The organism is Pseudomonas sp. RT4P38 (assembly GCF_054897765.1).
The window spans coordinates 6,334,770-6,352,218 of the sequence record NZ_CM142703.1 but is presented as its reverse complement, the minus strand read 5'-3'; the positions used below and the strand labels follow the sequence as shown (position 1 = coordinate 6,352,218).

Here is a 17,449-nt window from a genome sequence, read left to right as displayed (position 1 = left end):
GCGGCAGTAGGTTTGGGGAATCTGCTGCCGGAGAAATGACCATGCCTGAGTACAAAGCTCCCCTGCGCGACATGCGCTTTCTGATTGACCACGTCTTCGATTTTCACAGCAACTACGCCGCGCTGGGCGCCACCGATGCCAGTCCGGACATGATCAATGCGATCCTCGAAGAAGGTGCAAAGTTCTGTGAGAACGTTCTCGCACCGCTGAACCGCAGCGGCGACGAAGAAGGCTGCCATTTCGACAATGGCGTGGTGACTACGCCTACAGGCTTCAAGCAGGCCTTCGCACAATACGTTGAAGGTGGCTGGCATGGTCTGGCGGCTGATCCGGTTTACGGTGGCCAGGGTTTGCCAAGTTCACTGGGGTTGGTCATCAGCGAAATGGTCGGCTCCAGCAACACCTCCTGGGGCATGTACCCCGGTCTGACTCACGGTGCAATGTCGGCGATCCACGCCCATGGCACTGAAGAACAGAAACAGACTTACCTGAGCAAACTCACCGCAGGCCAATGGACCGGCACCATGTGTCTGACCGAAGCCCATTGCGGCACTGACCTGGGCATCATCAAAACCCGCGCCGTGCCTGCGGCCGATGGCAGCTACGCGATCTCCGGCAGCAAGATTTTCATCTCTGCCGGCGAGCACGACATGAGTGAAAACATCATTCACCTGGTGCTGGCGAAACTGCCGGACGCTCCGGTAGGCACCAAGGGCATTTCGCTGTTTATCGTTCCTAAATTCCTACCCAATGACGAGGGTGAGGCGGGCGAGCGCAACGGCGTTTCCTGTGGCTCGATCGAACACAAAATGGGCATCAAGGCCTCGGCCACCTGCGTGCTGAATTTCGACGATGCCAAGGGCTTCTTGATCGGTGAGCCGAACAAGGGCCTGAACTGCATGTTCACCATGATGAACCACGCGCGGCTCGGCACAGGCATGCAGGGTTTGTGTCTGGGGGAGGCGAGCTTTCAGGGTGCGATCAAGTACGCCAACGACCGTCTGCAGATGCGTGCGCTGACCGGCCCGAAAGCGCCGGAAAAAGCCGCCGATCCGATCATTGTTCATCCTGATGTGCGCAGGATGTTGCTGACGATGAAGGCCTTCAACGAAGGCAACCGGGCGCTGACCTATTTCACTGCGCAGTTGCTGGACGTGGCACATCTGAGTACGGATGAGACGGCGCGTCAGGATGCCGAAGACCTGCTGGCGTTCCTCACGCCGATCTGCAAAGCCTTCATGACCGATACCGGACTGGAAGTGACCAACCACGGCATGCAGGTGTTTGGTGGGCACGGATTCATCCGCGAGTGGGGTATGGAGCAGTTGGTTCGTGACTGCCGGATCGCACCGATCTACGAAGGCACCAACGGCATTCAGGCGCTGGACTTGCTTGGAAGAAAAGTCCTCGGCAGCCAAGGGAAATTGCTGCGCGGCTTCACCAAAATCGTTCACAAGTTCTGTGCGGCAAACGCCGGACATCCGCAACTCGCCAGCTACGTGGCGCAGCTCAACGACCTGAATCAGCAGTGGGGAGAGGTGACCACCAAGGTCGGTATGGCCGCGATGAAAAATCCTGATGAAGTCGGCGCGGCTTCGGTGGATTACCTGATGTACAGCGGTTACATCATCCTTGGCTATCTGTGGCTGCGCATGGCGTTGGTCGCGCAGGCACAGCTCGATTCGGGCAGTGGCGATGCCGCTTACTGCCAGGCAAAACTGGCGACCAGCGAGTTTTACTTCAAACGTTTGCTGCCACGCACGGCTGCTCATCGCGCGGCCATCGAGGCGGGCAGCGATTGCCTTATGAAGCTGCCTGCGGAGCTGTTTGCGTTATAGTTTTTCAAATCGTCGGAAAAGAGCCCGCCTAGTTGCGGGCTTCTTTAATGGTCGGAATTTCAGTGACTAAAAATAACAAAACGGTCATGTGCTGACCCTATGTGTCGTAAAAGTTGTTGGGTTACACTCGAACCCAACGAAAGCACCACTCCTACGAATCACCTGTTTAGATCTTGCGAGGTTTGCCATGGCTGACTACAAAGCGCCCCTGCGCGATATGCGCTTCGTCCTCAATGAAGTTTTCGAGGTCGCCAAACTCTGGGCCGAACTGCCTGCGCTCGCCGAGACTGTCGATGCGGAAACGGTTGAAGCCATTCTCGAAGAAGCCGGCAAGGTCACCAGCAAAAGCATCGCGCCCCTGAGCCGTGCGGCTGACGAAGAAGGTTGCCATTGGGCGGACGGTGCCGTCACCACGCCGGCCGGTTTCCCACAGGCTTATCAGACTTACGCTGAAGGCGGTTGGGTCGGTGTCGGTGGCGATCCGACCTATGGCGGCATGGGCATGCCCAAGGCTGTTTCGGCTCAGGTCGAAGAAATGGTCAACTCCGCCAGCCTGTCGTTCGGTCTGTATCCGATGCTGACCGCGGGTGCCTGCCTGTCGATCAATGCCCACGCCAGCGAAGCGCTGAAAGCCGCGTACCTGCCGAACATGTACGCCGGCGTCTGGGCCGGCTCCATGTGCCTGACCGAGCCGCACGCGGGTACTGACCTTGGGATCATTCGCACCAAGGCCGAACCTCAGGTCGACGGGTCCTACAAAGTCAGCGGCACCAAGATCTTCATCACCGGTGGCGAGCACGATCTGACCGAAAACATCATCCATCTGGTGCTGGCCAAACTGCCGGATGCGCCGGCGGGTCCGAAAGGAATTTCGCTGTTCCTGGTGCCGAAGTTCATGGTCAACGCCGATGGCACTCTCGGTGCGCGTAACCCGGCCAACTGCGGTTCGATCGAACACAAGATGGGCATTCAGGCGTCAGCGACTTGCGTGATGAACTTCGACGAAGCCGTGGGTTACCTGGTCGGCGAGCCGAACAAAGGCCTGGCCGCGATGTTCACCATGATGAACTACGAACGTCTGGGCGTTGGTATCCAGGGCCTGGCCACCGGCGAGCGCTCCTACCAGAACGCCGTCGAATACGCTCGCGACCGTCTGCAAAGCCGTTCGCCGACCGGCGCGCAGAACAAGGACAAGGTCGCTGACCCGATCATCGTCCACCCAGACGTGCGTCGTATGCTGCTGACCATGAAAGCCTCGAACGAAGGTGGCCGCGCGTTCTCGACTTACGTGGCCATGCAACTGGACACCGCCAAATTCAGTGAAGACGCCACGACCCGCAAACGCGCGGAAGATTTGGTGGCCTTGCTGACCCCGGTGGCCAAGGCATTCCTGACCGACCTCGGTCTGGAAACCACGGTTCACGGCCAGCAGATTTTCGGCGGCCACGGTTACATCCGTGAGTGGGGCCAGGAGCAACTGGTTCGCGACGTGCGCATCACCCAGATCTACGAAGGCACCAACGGCATTCAGGCGCTGGACCTGGTAGGACGCAAGATCGTCGGCACCGGCGGGGCGTTCTACAACCTGTTCGCTGACGAAATCCGTCATTTCACCGCGACCGCCAGCGCTGACCTGGCCGAGTTCACCAAGCCGCTGAACGACGCGGTGACCACCCTCGACGAGCTGACCGCGTGGCTGCTCGATCGGGCGAAAAGCAACCCGAACGAAATCGGCGCTGCCTCGGTCGAGTATCTGCAAGCATTCGGTTACGTGTCGTATGCGTACATGTGGGCACTGATGGCCAAGGCCGCTTTTGGCAAAGAGGCGCAGGACGATTTCTACGCGAGCAAACTGGGCACGGCGCGCTTCTATTTCGCACGCCTGCTGCCGCGTATTCACTCATTGAGCGCGTCGGTGAAGGCCGGCAGCGAGTCGTTGTTCCTGCTGGACGCAGGACAGTTCTGACAATGTAGCGCCGTGTAAGCATTTTCTTACATGACGTGCTGCTCTTCTCCCATAGATGAAGATTGGATCCACAGCTAATCTACTTCACATGGACGTCGCGCAGGAAGCGCAAAGCAACAACACGGACACGTAGGATTCTGCCAGGACGGCGGAGTGAAATGGATGTCAGGGAAACAGTCTGCAAAGCCCCGCTTCGGCGGGGTTTTCTTTTACCTGCAGAAAAGTGTTCAGCCCATATCATCCAGTGTTGCCGGGCTGCTCAAACGCCCCTCCGAGCCATTCATCACTTCTTCCAGCAACGTACGCAACAAGGCCAGCGAGGTCTGTTGTCGCTGTGCCGCAAAGGGATTGCCGTCTGATCAGACCCGCCCTACACGAATTCCCGAACCGTCTCGCGGTACAACTCGACGGTTAAACAATGGGAAGCGGGAGACAAGCATCCCAGTGGCATGGCGCTGAAGTTGCTGAGCATCGTTCAGAAACACGGTCTTGAGATACTGGCCTGAAGAACCGCACTGAACCCTGACGAACGGTACAGGTCGATTAGCTGTAGGCTCACACGAGCCAACTTTAAATCAGGAGCTACCCCATGGACTTTATTCGCATCATCATCGCCATTCTATTGCCGCCACTGGGTGTGTTTCTGCAAGTCGGTTTCGCCGGCGCGTTCTGGCTGAATATTCTGCTGACGTTGTGCGGTTACATCCCCGGGATCGTGCATGCGGTGTACATCATCGCCAAGCGCTGAGTTTCGCGGCGTCAGATAGATTCCATTCGCGGGCAAGGCTTGCCCGCGAATGGAGCGCTGCGATTTCAGTCCGACAGCGCCATCACCCTTCGATAAAACAACCACTCCTGCTCCAGTGCGTGGGCCTGATTGCCGGCCTTGCGAAAGCCATGGCGTTCGTCAGCGTAGTAATGCGCTTCAACCAGAATGCCGTTGTCCTGTAGCGCCGTGACCATGTCGCGGGTCTGTTGCGGAACCACTACGGCGTCCAGTTCACCCTGAAAGAAAATCACCGGAACACTGATGTTGCCCGCGTGCAGCAACGGCGTTCGAGCAGCGTAGCGTTCGGCATCCTGCACCGGGTCGCCGATCAGCCAATCCAGATAATCGCCTTCGAACTTGTGGGTCGTCCGGCCCAGTGCCACCGGATCACTAACGCCATACAGGCTGGCGCCGGCGCGGAAGACTGTGTGAAAGGCCAGTGCACACAGTGTGGTGTAGCCGCCGGCACTGCCACCGCGAATAAACGCCTTGTTGCCGTCGATCAGTCCGCGTTCGGCAAGATAAGCGACGACTGCGCAGGCATCCTCCACATCCACTTCGCCCCAGCTCAAGTGCAGCGCTTGTCGATAAGCCCGGCCATAGCCACTGCTGCCGCGGTAGTTGAGGTCGGCCACAGCGAAACCGCGTTGCGCCCAATACTGGATGCGCGGATCGAGCATGGGGTAGCAGGCCGAAGTCGGGCCACCGTGGATAAACACCACCAGAGGCGGTTTTGCTTCACCGGTCATCGCGGGATAGAAAAAGCCGTGTGCCTCGCCCGAACCGCTCGGGTAGCGCAGGGTTTGCGGGACGCTGATCTGTTCGGCGGGCAACGGTGCAACACCGCCAGCCAATGTGTTGACCTGCCGGGTTTGGCGGTCGATGGCAATGATTGCCGACGAACTGACTGGCGAGGCGGCGATGCAGTAAATGAACCGCTCATCCAGCGCGAGATGGCGGAACCGGCTGTAATCGCCAGTGAAATCTTCACGGGAGTCACCACAAAGACCCAATCTGCCAAACCCGTCTTCGGTCCAGGTTGCCAGATAGCTGCCTTCGCTCAGCGGCAACCAGGTGCTGCCACCCAGCTGCCATGGCGCTGGCCCATGATCGGCAGCGGCACTCGGCAGCGGTCTCAGACCGTCTGTCGATTCCACCCAAGGCTGCCAGTAGCCGCCGCAATCAGTCAGGCAAAACAGGCGGCTACTTGCATCGAACCTCGGTTGTTGCAGCGATTCCTCAGCGTCTTCGCCAGCCACGCAACGCGGTAGAGCAAAGCTGCCATCGTTCTGGCGTTCGGCAACCATCAGGCGAGTCGCGGTCCATGGTTGATCCGGACGACTCCACTCGATCCACGCCAGTCGTTGCGCGTCGGGACTCAACGTCGGCGCGGCATAGAAGTCGGCGCCTTCGGCCAGCAGATGACGTACCCCGTCAGCCACATCGATAGCCACCAGACGATGCCGATCGCGGTTTTCTTCAACCGCCAATACCTGCCCGTTAGCGAACTGCAGATCGCCGTATCGGCATTCGCCTGAGCTCAGCAACTCAGGTGTCTCGCCGGCCAGCGACTGTCGATACAGCTGTTGGTCCGCCTCGTTGACGAACACTATCCCGTCATCGGTCAGACAAAACGCGCCGCCGCCATATTCGTACACCCGACTGCGCGCACTGAAGCCCGCTGGCGTCAGGCAATGCGCCTGGCCGTCACGCCAATGCCAGATCCGGCAGGCGGCGTCCTCGGGTCGGTACTCGTTCCAGAACAAGCCTTGCCGGCCGACCTGCAACTCGGCGAAGTCGATGCCGGCCGCGACGGCCCTGGCAGCGCTGAAGGGTTCAGCTTTTAGCGATGAGTCGTGAATTTCGTTCATTGCGAAACGCCAGTTGTTCGATGGTCTGGGTCGCGTGCTCGGCTTCTTCGCGGGCCTTGAGGATCACGCCGTGATGTTCCGACTTGCTGCACACCGGGTCGGCATTGCTCGCGTCCCCGGTGAGCATGAATGCCTGGCAGCGACAGCCGCCGAAGTCTTTTTCTTTCTCGTCGCAGGAACGGCACGGCTCGGGCATCCAGTCGTAACCGCGGAAGCGGTTGAAGCCGAACGAGTCGTACCAGATGTGCTGCATGCTGTGGTCGCGCACGTTGGGAAACTGCACCGGCATCTGTCGGGCGCCGTGACAGGGCAGGGCAGTTCCGTCCGGCGTAACCGTCAGAAAGATACTGCCCCAGCCGTTCATACAGGCTTTCGGGCGCTCTTCGTAATAGTCCGGGGTGACGAAAATCAGCTTGCACGGATGCCCTTCGGCTTCGAGTTTGGCACGGTATTCGTTGGTGATGCGTTCGGCGCGGACCAGCTGTTCCTTGGTCGGCAACAGACCGACCCGATTGAGCTGCGCCCAACCGTAAAACTGGCAAGTGGCGAGTTCCACAAAGTCCGCCTCAAGGGCGATGCACAACTCAATGATCCGGTCGATCTTGTCGATGTTGTGCCGATGGGTCACGAAATTCAGCACCATCGGATAGCAGTGGGCTTTCACCGCGCGAGCCATTTCCAGCTTCTGCGCGAAGGCCTTTTTCGAGCCGGCCAGCAAGTTGTTCACTTGCTCATCGCTGGCCTGAAAGCTGATCTGAATGTGGTCCAGGCCGGCCTTCTTGAAGTCGCTGATTTTCTGCTCGGTCAGGCCGATGCCTGAGGTGATCAGGTTGGTGTAGAAGCCCAGCTTGCGCGCCTCGGCAATCAGCTCGGCGAGGTCCTGGCGCACCAGCGGTTCGCCGCCGGAAAAGCCCAACTGCGCCGCGCCCATCTCCCGTGCTTCGCGGAACACCTTGATCCACTGTTCGGTGCTCAGTTCTTGACCTTGCTCGGCGAAGTCCAGCGGATTGGAGCAGTACGGGCATTGCAACGGGCAGCGATACGTCAGCTCGGCCAGTAGCCACAGCGGCAGGCCGATTTCGGGTTTTGGCGGCAACTTGACTGACAGGGCGTCAGGCAAGTTCGATCCAGTGCTGAGCACGGGCAACCTCCATGAATTGCTCGATGTCGTCACCGAGCTCGGGCACGCCGGGGAACTGCGCGTCCAGTTCGGCGATGATCGCCGAGACATTACGCTGGCCATCGATCAAGCCGCCGATCATTGCGGCGCTTTCATTGAGTTTGATCATGCCTTCCGGGTAGAGCAGCACATGACCCTTCTGCGCCGGTTCGTACTGGTAGCGGTAGCCCTGACGCCAGGTCGGGGTCTTGCTGCGATCGAAACTCATAAGGTGATTCCTTTGTGCCAGACCCGTTGCTCGGTCACGCTGTGGTACGGCGGGCGATTCAATTCGTAGGCCATGCTCATGGCATCGAGCATGCTCCAAAGAATGTCCAGTTTGAACTGGAGAATTTCCAGCATGCGCTCTTGGCCGGCCCGCGTCGTGTAGTGCTGCAAAGTGATCGCCAAGCCGTGTTCTACATCGCGGCGCGCCTGACCCAGGCGGGTGCGGAAATACTCGTAACCGGCCGGATCGATCCACGGGTAATGCTGCGGCCAGCTGTCCAGTCGCGATTGGTGGATCTGCGGCGCGAACAGTTCGGTCAGCGAGCTGCTGGCGGCTTCCTGCCAACTGGCCCGGCGGGCGAAGTTGACGTAGGCGTCGACGGCAAAACGCACGCCGGGCAGTACCAATTCCTGAGAGCGCAGCTGATCCGGGTCGAGGCCGACGGCCTGACCCAGGCGCAGCCAGGCTTCGATGCCGCCGTCTTCGCCGGGGGCACCGTCATGGTCGAGCAAGCGCTGAATCCACTCGCGACGGATTTCTCGATCAGGGCAGTTCGCTAGAATCGCGGCGTCTTTCAGGGGAATGTTCACCTGATAATAGAAACGGTTGGCGACCCAGCCCTGGATCTGTTCGCGCGTTGCCCTGCCTTCATACATTGCCACGTGATACGGGTGATGGATGTGGTAGTAGGCGCCCTTGGCCCGCAGGGCCGCTTCAAATTCGGCGGGGGACATTGCTGTGTCAGTCATTTCGGTTCTCCGGGAACAACCGTAGGTGTGTAGTGCTTGTGCCGGCCTCATCGCGAGCAATCGAGCGTCGACCGGCTGCTCCCACAGGGTTATGCGGTCACCTGTGGGAGCGAGCTTGCTCGCGATAGACCGCGCAGCGGTCTCGATTTCCTACAACACAATACTCATGCCGTCATACGCCACTTCAACATCCCGCCGAACCAACTCTGCACGCTCAGGCGAATCCTCATCGAGAATCGGGTTGGTGTTGTTGATGTGGATAAGTACTTTGCGCTGCTTGGGCAGTTGTTCCAGCACTTCCAGCATGCCGCCGGGGCCGTTCTGCGCCAAGTGGCCCATTTCCCGACCGGTGCGGGTGCCGACGCCACGGCGCTGCATTTCGTCGTCGTCCCACATCGTGCCGTCCACCAGCAGGCAATCGCTGCCGGCCATGATCTCCAGCAGCGGTGCGTCGACCTTGCCCAGGCCCGGTGCGTAGAACAGTTTGCCACCGGTTTTGAGGTCTTCAACGATCAGGCCGATGTTGTCGCCCGGGTGTGGGTCGAAGCGATGCGGCGAGTACGGTGGCGCGGCGCTGCGTAGTGGCAAGGGGGTGAAGCGCAGGCTCGGGCAGTCCGGGATGATGAAGCTTTGGTCAAGTTCGACGCGGTTCCAGGTCAGCCCGCCGTTCCAGTGGGTCAGCATGGTGAACAGGGGGAAACCGGTGCTCAGGTCTTCGTGGACCATGTCAGTGCACCAGACCTGGTGCGGGCAACCTTCGCGCAGGCTGAGCAGGCCGGTGGTGTGGTCGATCTGGCTGTCCATCAGGATGATCGCGTTGATGCCGGTATCGCGCAGGGCGCGGCCCGGTTGCATCGGGGCAAAGCTCTGGAGCTGGGCGCGGATGTCCGGTGATGCGTTGCACAACACCCAATTCACGCCGTTATCGGAAATCGCAATGGACGACTGGGTCCGCGCCTTGGCGTTCAGGCTGCCGTCGCGAAAGCCTGCGCAGTTCACGCAATTGCAATTCCACTGCGGGAAACCACCGCCGGCGGCGGAACCTAGAATCTGAACAAACATGGCCGCTCCATCATTTTGAAAGCTGAAAATAAAAACGCCTCGGCAGACCGAGGCGTTGAACTGCGATACAAACTTAGCGGCTTGCGAAGTACATGGTGACTTCAAAACCGATTCGCAGGTCGGTGTAAGCAGGTTTGGACCAGGACATAGGAGCGCTCCTTCAGGTGATGGGACAGTTGAGATCTATACATATAGTCCACCTCCAGCCGGAGATGTTCAGATAGTTAGGTGGCTATGTTACTCAAAATTACAGGGCGATTGGCCGGGAATCTTTGAGAAAGCTAATTGCAGCACCGGTAATGATCATTTTGCCGCTTGCCAAGGCGAGCTCGGGCACGGTCCGCTGGCCAGACAGCGCCAACCACCTTCTGCCTGATGCAGTCGATGTGCTGCGGCCAGTAACATTTCACGGTCGATCATCAGAATCGTCCGAGGCAGCAACTCCAGATAATCCGACGAGTGGCCGGCCAGTTTGCCCTGCCAGAGCAGTTCGGCGGCCTGCGCATTGGGTAGCGCCGCGCTATCGAATTGATCGGCCAGTGCCTGGCGCTGGTCGATGAAGGCCACGTCATCGATGTCGCCGATCATCCCGGCCAAATCGCTCAGGAAATGTTCAATGTGTTCCAGCAGATCCAGAGGCGCGACACTTGGAGATTGCACGCCGAACAGTAGCCCGGTCTGTCCATGGATCTGCCGCAGGGCGCTGAACACCGCATAACCGAGCTGCAGTTCGACCCGCAGGCGTTGGTAAAATGGCGTCTGGCAGAGGTGAGCCAGCAAGCGCCAGGCAGCTTCGTCAGCGATGTCCCGGGTTGCGGTCGGACAGAAGAGTAACAGCGCGTGTTCGCTGGACCCGGTATCGACAGCGCTCCAGAGACGCTGCGCGCTTATCGGGGAGGGTGGCGTCAGTTGATTGTCCGCAGTGCCGGGCACACGACTCAAGGCAAGGCCTATCGCCGCTTGTGTCTGGGCGGACAGGCCGGTCGCCAGACCCTCCCAGCGTGCGCTTGACCACAGCTGCATCAAGTCGCCGGAGTCGGCGGTGCGCTCAAGGCAATGGTCGGGCAGCGCTTTAAGCAGCTGTCGAATCGGCATCAGCGCAACACTCGTAGGCTCTTCTTGCGCGAAACCGTCATCAGGTTTTGTCAGTTCTTTCAGCGCATGTTCGAGGACGGTCGGCATCGGCTCCTGTAGCCCGGTCATTTTCAGCAGCCATTCATTGCCTGATGCGCTGAAGGAACAATCGACACCTGCCTGACGAGCGTCTTCACGCAATGGCTGCAGGCGGTTTTCCAGGCTTGCCTGAAGGTTGCTACGAGGTGCCGAGTCCAGACGCCAGCGCAGGTAAACGGCACCTTCGGCAGTGTTTTCCGGCAACGCCTGACTGAACTGCATGGGCGAACGTTCGCGACGGCCTCGCGAACGATCCTGGGCAAAGGTCCGCAGGCCTCGGTGTTTGCTGGTCTGGCCGCGGATCAGTCCGGCACTCGGGGCAGGGGCCTCGGCGCGCAAAAACGGATTGGGTGTTGGCAGTTGCCATTGGCCGGTAAAGTTATCCACAGCGCCGATTTGTTTCAGTATCTCCTTGAGCGCTGTAACGCCCGATTCAGATAACCCTGTTTCACGCTGTTCGCTGTCCATTCGGGCCAGTTGCAGGGCGCCGCTGACTTGCTGCTGACGTTGCAGCAGGGCGGCGTATTCTTCGCGCAACCCGGTCCAGGGTTGCTGTGAGGCAAAGAATCCAAGCCAATCCAGTAGCTGCTCGCGGATTCCGATGGGAGTCGCTTTGGCAGGCAACGTGAATTCGATGTGCAACAAGGCCTGGCCGGCGAACTGATACAGCGGCGCAGCTTTCAGGCTGTCAACCTGCCCGCGCTCACGCAATTGCGCCAGCAGACCACCGGATTTCGCGGCGTTCAGCCAATGACACAGAAACGCCAGCGCTTCTGACGATGAATCCGGCAACGCTTCGAAGGCAAACAGCTGATCCAGTCGGCGCGCTCCAGCTTGTTGATAACTTTTGTCCGAAAAATCCATCAGCGATGGAGGCGCTTGTTGCGGGACCTTTTCCCCTATGGGAATAGCAGCGCTAAAGCTCTCAGCCATCGCCCTCAACTCATCGAAACTCTGCGGCCCGGCCACGCTCAAGGTCATCTGCCCGGTCTGATAAAACCGCTGATAGAAGTCCTGCAAGGCTTGCTGGAACTCAGGTTGCGGGACCGGCAGGCTGTAGCGGTTGCCGGCATGAAACGCCCGCAGTGGATGCGCCGCTGAAAGACCGTCAAACAGCGCGAATTGCTGCTGAGCTGCCGTATCCCGAGACCATGCGACAAATTCTGCGTGCAGCACTTCCCGTTCCCGCAATTGATCGTCCGAAGTCATGCGCGCATGAGCGAGCATATCCGACAGACGCTCCAGTCCGCCGGAAAACGCCTGAGGCGGTAATTCGAAAAAGTAGTCCGTGGTGCGTTCGCTGGTCTTGGCATTCAACTGACCGCCATGACCCTGGACGTAGGCCATCAGCCCAAGGCCAGCGGGAAAGCGCTCTGTACCGAGAAATAGCAGGTGTTCGAGAAAGTGCGCCAGCCCGGGCCAGGCCAGCGACACATCATGGCTGCCAGCAGCGACTCGCAACGCAGCAGCACTGCGCTTCAAATCGGGCACATGATGCAGCGTCACCCGCAGACCGTTGGCCAGGGTTTCAGTGAGAAGGTGGGGGTGATTCAGCGCAGGCATGAGCACTTCCAGAGCAGAGAAGCGCTAATGCTAGCGGATAACTCAGCGCTTGTTCAGCTCGGTGTAAAGCTCGGGACGACGATCAAGCAGATAGCGATTGGCAGCGCGGGAATTGACCATCAACTGCCGATCCAGCTCGCCCACAATCAACGCTTCATCCAGCCCGGCCTGGGCGATACGGCTGCCATCCGGCGCGGCGATGCTGCTTTGGCCGCAGTAATGGATGTCGCCTTCGTGGCCGCAGTAGTTGGCGTAAGCCACATAACATTGGTTTTCGAAGGCCCGGGCACGGACGGTGACATCGGCAACAAAATCGAAGGGAATCATGTTCGCCGTCGGCACCAAAATCAGCTCGGCACCGGCCAGGGCCAGGCGCCGGGCGTTTTCCGGGAACTCCATGTCGTAGCAGATCAGGAAACCGAGCTTCCAGCCATTGAGCTCGACCAGCGGGAAATCATCCCCTCCGGCGCTGAACATCGAGTGATCGAGGTCGCCGAACAGGTGAGTCTTGCGGTAGTTGCACAACCGCTCGCCATGAGCGTCGATCAACTGTACGGCGTTGTAGATCTGGCCGTCCTCCGTACGCTCGGGGTAGCCATAAAGAATGGCAATCCCGGCAGTCTTGGCAATGCGCGCAATCTGCTGCGCCGATTCACCGTTATGCACCTCCGCGAGGACGCTGACCGCATCGACGCCGATGTTGTAGCCAGTCAGGAACATCTCCGGCAGCACCAGCAAGTCTGCACCCTTGGCTTCCAGCGCCAATTGATGCAGGCGTTGCAGGTTGCCAGCAACCTCCAGGGGCAGCGGTGGACATTGGTAAAGGGCTACGCGCATTTCGGATTCCTCTTACTCGGGCAAGGCGATCGGACCGATTTCGTTGAACACATCTCCTGGACCCGGATTCTCGGCGTGAGTTTCACCGCCGAAGTGTTTCATGATGCCCCACACCGCATTGAGCGAGGTCTGCACCGCGCCTTCGACCCAGGCCGGCGTCCACGAAACGTCGTCGCCGGCGATGAAAATGCCGCGTTGCTCGGCTGGCATGTCGGCCTGCATGAAGTGCGCGTACATGCGCTGGTTGTAGCGGTAATGGCCGGGCAGGGCGCCTTTGAAAGCACCGAGGAAATGCGGGTCGGCTTCCCAGGACACGGTGATCGGATCGCCGATGATCCGCGTGGCGATGTCGACTTTCGGGTAGATCTTTTTCAACGCATCCAGTGCCAGCTTCACGCGCTTTTCCACCGGGTGCGGGAGCATTTTCAGCGCGTCGCTCATCCACGAGTACGACAGGCAAATCACGCCCGGCTTGTCGTCGCCGTTGTCGAAGAGGTAGGTGCCGCGGGTCAGGCGATCGGTAAGGGTCATGCTCATCAGGTCGCGGCCGGTTTCCGGATCCTTGTCCTTCCAGAACGGCCGGTCGACCATCACGAAGGTTTTCGACGATTGCATGTAGCGGGTGCGGTCGAGGGCCATCCACATCTTTTGCGAGAACAGGGTTTCGTCGCATTCGATCTGGGTGGTCAGCAGCCAGCTCTGGCAGGTGGTCAGTACAGCCGCGTATTCGCGTGTGTCGCCGTAGTTGTCAGTGACCGTAAAACGGCCGTTCGGTGCGTGGGCGATTTTTTTCACACCGGAACGCGGTGCGCCGCTGTGCAACGAGCTGAGACTGGTGCCTTCAGGCCAATGCACGCAACGCTCCGGCACATGGCGCCAGATGCCCAGCGGCACTTGTTCCACGCCGCCGACTACCAAGTGCTGGTGGTCGTCGCAGTTGGTCATGACCACACGGAAGATTTCCAGCATCGAGTTCGGGAAGTCCGAGTCCCAGCCGCCGGTACCGAAACCGACCTGGCCGAACACTTCGCGGTGATGGAAAGAGAGCTTGGCGAAGGCTTTGGAAGTGGCGACGAAGTCATAGAACGTGCGGTCGTCCCACAGCGGAACGAGGGTGTTCCACAGCTCTTTGAGGCGCGGTACATCGCGGTCGCGGATTGCTTGCTGGATGTCAGAGAACTGCGAGCCGGCTTCCAGTGCATCGGCCCAGGCATCGGCGACTTCCTGGAACAGTGCAGGAAGATCCGCCAGTTTCTGTGCGTAATGGGTCTGGCCTTCGAGGTCGATCACCGTGCTGCCCGAGGCAGGTGTCAGCGGGTTCGGGAAAGGTTTGGTTTGCAGGCCGAGCTTGTCGACGTAGTGATAAAACGCGGTGGACGACACCGGGAAACGCATGCCGCCGAGCTCGGCGACGATGCCTTCAGCGCCATTGAATGCCTGTGAGCGCAGACGGCCGCCCATTTTCGAGGCTTCGTAGACGACGGGTTTGAGGCCCAGTTTCATCAATTCGTAGGCCGCCACCAGACCGGCGATGCCGGCACCGACAATCGCTACCTCGGCGCCGTGATTGTGCGCAGGAATGCTGCCCAGGCCGGCCGGGTGTTCGATCCAGTCGTCGAAGGCGAAAGGAAAGTCCGGGCCGAAAATGGTGACTGGTTTTTTACCGTCTGCAGGATGGCGATTGTTCTTGTTCATGGCTGACCTTGCTGGCGACCCGACGCGGGATGCGCGTCTGAGTATAGGAAAAGATGGCAGCCATTCTAGAGAGCGAAGAACACGATAATAAGACGCAATGTGTCGTCGTTTTGCTTGTAAATGCTGCAATTAGACGAGAGCGTTGATCAGATTGGATTAAACCGGCTGGCCGCGATCAATCTTGCTGCTGAGAATGATCGAGGTCGTGGTCTTCTCCACGCCGTCTACGCTGCCAATTTGATCGAGCAACTGATCCAGCTGCTCAGGTGAGTCGGTGCGTAACCACGCCACGTAATCAAATTCGCCACTGACCGCGCACAACTGCTGCACCTGAGCCATCGCGCTGAGACGTCGCAACACTTCCTTGCCCGAGCGCGGTTGCACCGTGATCCCGACGTACGCCTGCAAGCCGCCATCCACGACACGTTGACCCAAACGCACGCCGTAACCGGTGATTACTTTGGCCTTTTCCAGCCGAGCCAATCGCGAAGTGACGGTGGTGCGAGCGATGCCCAATTGTCGCGCGAGCATGGCCACGCTCTCGCGGGCATTGATTTGCAGGGCTGCAATCAACTGGCGGTCGATTTCGTCAAGAACGGGTGGGCGAGTGTCAGGCAAAGGTTGTCTCCAGCGGCACAGATCTATGGGCAAGCATGTTACAGGCACATCTCGCACAGCGCTCGTGGGCGGGGTGACTACGTGATTGCATACGCGTTGCCGAAGTAAAGTCTGAAACGCAGGTACGAAAAAGCCGCGCAATTGCGCGGCTTTTTTGGCTGAGCGAACTGACCCGTCTGTCCTTCCCATGGCGATAGCCGAGCGCTACACCATCAACAGGACGATAGGATGGACAGCAACAGTTACTCGTAGTCGAATGCGAAACCGAGGGATGCGAGGCGATGGAAATGACAAAGAAGATGCCTTCCGCTGTACGGGAACATGCATTGCAGATTGCACATCACGAAATGGGACACTACGTCATGGCCCGCGCCTTGGGGTTTGCAACGGGCGGCGTGACCCTGACAGTGACCATGGACTTAAGGCATCAAGGAGGCGCTTCCATCACCTTGGCGCGGTCCATTTCGTCGATAGATGCGATGAAGGAGCATTTGGAAGCCAGGATGATGGTCCTCTTGGCTGGCGCTATGGGGCAGGCATTGCCTTCAAAACATTCGCCCAAGAAATTGGTCGATAAGTCGAAAACGGCAGCCATCCTGAAAGGAGAGCAGGGGGCGGAACAGGACTACGCGAAAATAAGGGAGTTGCGGCACTTGCTGCGCAATATTGCCTACCCCGATACGGATCCCGCGTCGTCTGACCGCATAACGGCTGAGCTGAAAGAGATAACTGATCGCGTGTGGCTCCGGACTCAAACGATCGTAGAGGCATTGGCCGTTACGATTACCGGGTTGGCAGGAGCGCTGGTAGACGGCATGGTCATCGTGGAGCAATGGGGTAGGGCGGCGGATACGTATGAGGTCGTTCTGACGGGTGAAATGCTTGAACGGATGCGGCCCGTGCAGGCTATTCCTTCGTTAAGTGTCCGGGCTGACTGTGGCAGTGATACCGGCCAGCACAGAAAGTAACGGCGAACCAAAGGGTTACTTGCTCGCAACCATAGCGTCTTGCACGAGTGGCAGTAGTGCAACGGTTGCCTGACAGGCTCGATAGGTCCCAAAAATGGAACGATAAGTCCCTTTTTGGGAATCTTTAACTCTGGTGTGATGATGTGTTGTACGGCTGGTCGGCTTTCTGTCTCGTTTGAACGGGACTTCGTGTCAGCACCTTCACCACATCATCAATCACCGCTTTGCTCATCGCCGTCAGATAGTGCGCGGCCCAAGCATGGCGGTCGGTGTCTTTTGCGTAGGCAGCATCCACGGCAAGCGCTTTGGCCAGGAACAGAAAATCAGAAGCCTGTGCCAGCGCGTCGCTGATAGGCACGCCGCCGCGGACGTTGAACAGCGCTTGATTCGAGCGATAAATCAAAGGGGTGAAGCCGATGGTTTTCAGTTCTGAAGGATCGGACGAGGTTGTTTTGGTCATGATGTAACTCCTTAATCCAAGGAGCCGCCACGTTCGTTTCCAAGCGAATGGGTGGCAGCTGTACGCAGGTTGGAAAACCGGGGACCAAGGAAACCGGCACGCCAGAAAGCGTCCCACGCACAGCCGCCATAACTCAAGATCGCAAGCGAAGAAGCTGCTGCAATCGTAATCGGGGCGCTGTTACGTTTTGATCCGACGGGTTTCCAAGCCCGATCGCTGAATGGTCAGCGACGTCCGGAGAGTATCCCGTCGAAGAAAAGCGCAACATGGCAGCAAAGCGCCCAAATGCAAGTTTCAGAGTTTGCCCACAAGGTCTGCGGGCGTCATCCGACTTAGCGACACGCGAAGCAAACTAAATTAAACATCAGGTACGAAAAAGCCGCGCATTGCGCGGCTTTCTTGTTTGGTGGGCCCAGTAGGACTCGAACCTACGACCAAGGGATTATGAGTCCCCTGCTCTAACCAACTGAGCTATAGGCCCTCAGTAGGCCG

General features: G+C 59.0%; 15 protein-coding genes, 1 tRNA gene and 2 pseudogenes. 5 read left to right on the top strand and 13 right to left on the bottom strand.

The annotated features are described in order from the left end of the window. Positions 1-41 precede the first annotated feature (41 nt). Entirely contained in the window at positions 42-1,838 is a 1,797-nt protein-coding gene (locus ACYZT7_RS29630) for an acyl-CoA dehydrogenase C-terminal domain-containing protein (RefSeq protein WP_462039224.1), read from the top strand. A 187-nt stretch (positions 1,839-2,025) separates the two neighbouring features. Beyond that, positions 2,026-3,804 carry an acyl-CoA dehydrogenase C-terminal domain-containing protein gene (locus ACYZT7_RS29625; RefSeq protein WP_462039223.1) on the top strand — a complete coding sequence of 593 codons (1,779 nt, stop codon included), beginning with the start codon at positions 2,026-2,028 and terminating at the stop codon, positions 3,802-3,804. Positions 3,805-4,031: 227 nt separating this feature from the next. Here the strand turns inward: ACYZT7_RS29625 and ACYZT7_RS29620 are convergent. Then, a pseudogene (locus tag ACYZT7_RS29620) lies at positions 4,032-4,139 on the bottom strand (LysR family transcriptional regulator); the annotation flags it as partial. 66 nt (positions 4,140-4,205) lie between these two features. On the opposite strand from ACYZT7_RS29620, the pseudogene ACYZT7_RS29615 reads away from it, so the two are divergent. Then, positions 4,206-4,310: pseudogene (locus ACYZT7_RS29615) on the top strand (helix-turn-helix domain-containing protein); the annotation flags it as partial. Between the two features lie 83 nt (positions 4,311-4,393). Further along, positions 4,394-4,552: a YqaE/Pmp3 family membrane protein gene (locus ACYZT7_RS29610; protein WP_007904205.1), complete on the top strand. Its 159-nt coding sequence runs from the start codon at positions 4,394-4,396 to the stop codon at positions 4,550-4,552. 65 nt (positions 4,553-4,617) lie between these two features. Here the strand turns inward: ACYZT7_RS29610 and ACYZT7_RS29605 are convergent, their stop codons facing one another. From ACYZT7_RS29605 to ACYZT7_RS29560, 10 genes are all read right to left on the bottom strand, one after another. Further along, positions 4,618-6,444 carry a S9 family peptidase gene (locus ACYZT7_RS29605; protein ID WP_462039222.1) on the bottom strand — a complete coding sequence of 609 codons (1,827 nt, stop codon included), beginning with the start codon at positions 6,442-6,444 and terminating at the stop codon, positions 4,618-4,620. Then, positions 6,410-7,552 (bottom strand): pyrroloquinoline quinone biosynthesis protein PqqE, encoded by a 1,143-nt coding sequence (pqqE, locus tag ACYZT7_RS29600; RefSeq protein ID WP_462041882.1) that lies wholly within the window; start codon positions 7,550-7,552, stop codon positions 6,410-6,412. Before pqqE ends, ACYZT7_RS29605 begins: the two co-directional genes overlap by 35 nt. Before the next feature lie 4 nt (positions 7,553-7,556). Further along, entirely contained in the window at positions 7,557-7,832 is a 276-nt protein-coding gene (pqqD, locus tag ACYZT7_RS29595; protein WP_462039221.1) for a pyrroloquinoline quinone biosynthesis peptide chaperone PqqD, read from the bottom strand. Then, positions 7,829-8,581 carry a pyrroloquinoline-quinone synthase PqqC gene (gene pqqC, locus ACYZT7_RS29590; RefSeq protein ID WP_056741289.1) on the bottom strand — a complete coding sequence of 251 codons (753 nt, stop codon included), beginning with the start codon at positions 8,579-8,581 and terminating at the stop codon, positions 7,829-7,831. The genes pqqD and pqqC overlap by 4 nt, the downstream gene beginning before the upstream one ends. Before the next feature lie 150 nt (positions 8,582-8,731). After that, a complete protein-coding gene (gene pqqB / locus ACYZT7_RS29585) occupies positions 8,732-9,643 on the bottom strand; it encodes a pyrroloquinoline quinone biosynthesis protein PqqB (protein ID WP_462039220.1) in 912 nt (303 codons plus the stop codon). A 73-nt stretch (positions 9,644-9,716) separates the two neighbouring features. Next, positions 9,717-9,791, bottom strand: a complete 75-nt coding sequence (gene pqqA / locus ACYZT7_RS29580; protein WP_009045898.1) for a pyrroloquinoline quinone precursor peptide PqqA — start codon at positions 9,789-9,791, stop codon at positions 9,717-9,719. Between the two features lie 155 nt (positions 9,792-9,946). Then, a complete protein-coding gene (pqqF, locus tag ACYZT7_RS29575) occupies positions 9,947-12,379 on the bottom strand; it encodes a pyrroloquinoline quinone biosynthesis protein PqqF (protein ID WP_462039219.1) in 2,433 nt (810 codons plus the stop codon). Between the two features lie 42 nt (positions 12,380-12,421). Continuing rightward, entirely contained in the window at positions 12,422-13,216 is a 795-nt protein-coding gene (locus ACYZT7_RS29570) for a carbon-nitrogen hydrolase family protein (protein WP_462039218.1), read from the bottom strand. 12 nt (positions 13,217-13,228) lie between these two features. Next, complete coding sequence (locus ACYZT7_RS29565; protein WP_462039217.1) at positions 13,229-14,911, bottom strand: flavin monoamine oxidase family protein; 1,683 nt, start codon at positions 14,909-14,911, stop codon at positions 13,229-13,231. A gap of 156 nt (positions 14,912-15,067) precedes the next feature. Further along, positions 15,068-15,529, bottom strand: a complete 462-nt coding sequence (locus ACYZT7_RS29560; protein ID WP_007980298.1) for an Lrp/AsnC family transcriptional regulator — start codon at positions 15,527-15,529, stop codon at positions 15,068-15,070. Positions 15,530-15,816: 287 nt separating this feature from the next. On the opposite strand from ACYZT7_RS29560, the gene ACYZT7_RS29555 reads away from it, so the two are divergent. Then, positions 15,817-16,497 carry a peptidase M41 gene (locus ACYZT7_RS29555; RefSeq protein ID WP_462041881.1) on the top strand — a complete coding sequence of 227 codons (681 nt, stop codon included), beginning with the start codon at positions 15,817-15,819 and terminating at the stop codon, positions 16,495-16,497. 124 nt (positions 16,498-16,621) lie between these two features. Here ACYZT7_RS29555 and ACYZT7_RS29550 read toward each other — a convergent pair whose 3' ends face one another. Both ACYZT7_RS29550 and ACYZT7_RS29545 read right to left on the bottom strand, forming a co-directional pair. Continuing rightward, positions 16,622-16,957 (bottom strand): DUF3077 domain-containing protein, encoded by a 336-nt coding sequence (locus tag ACYZT7_RS29550; RefSeq protein WP_462039216.1) that lies wholly within the window; start codon positions 16,955-16,957, stop codon positions 16,622-16,624. Between the two features lie 404 nt (positions 16,958-17,361). Then, a tRNA-Ile gene (locus ACYZT7_RS29545) sits at positions 17,362-17,438 on the bottom strand. Between the last annotated feature and the right edge of the window lie 11 nt (positions 17,439-17,449).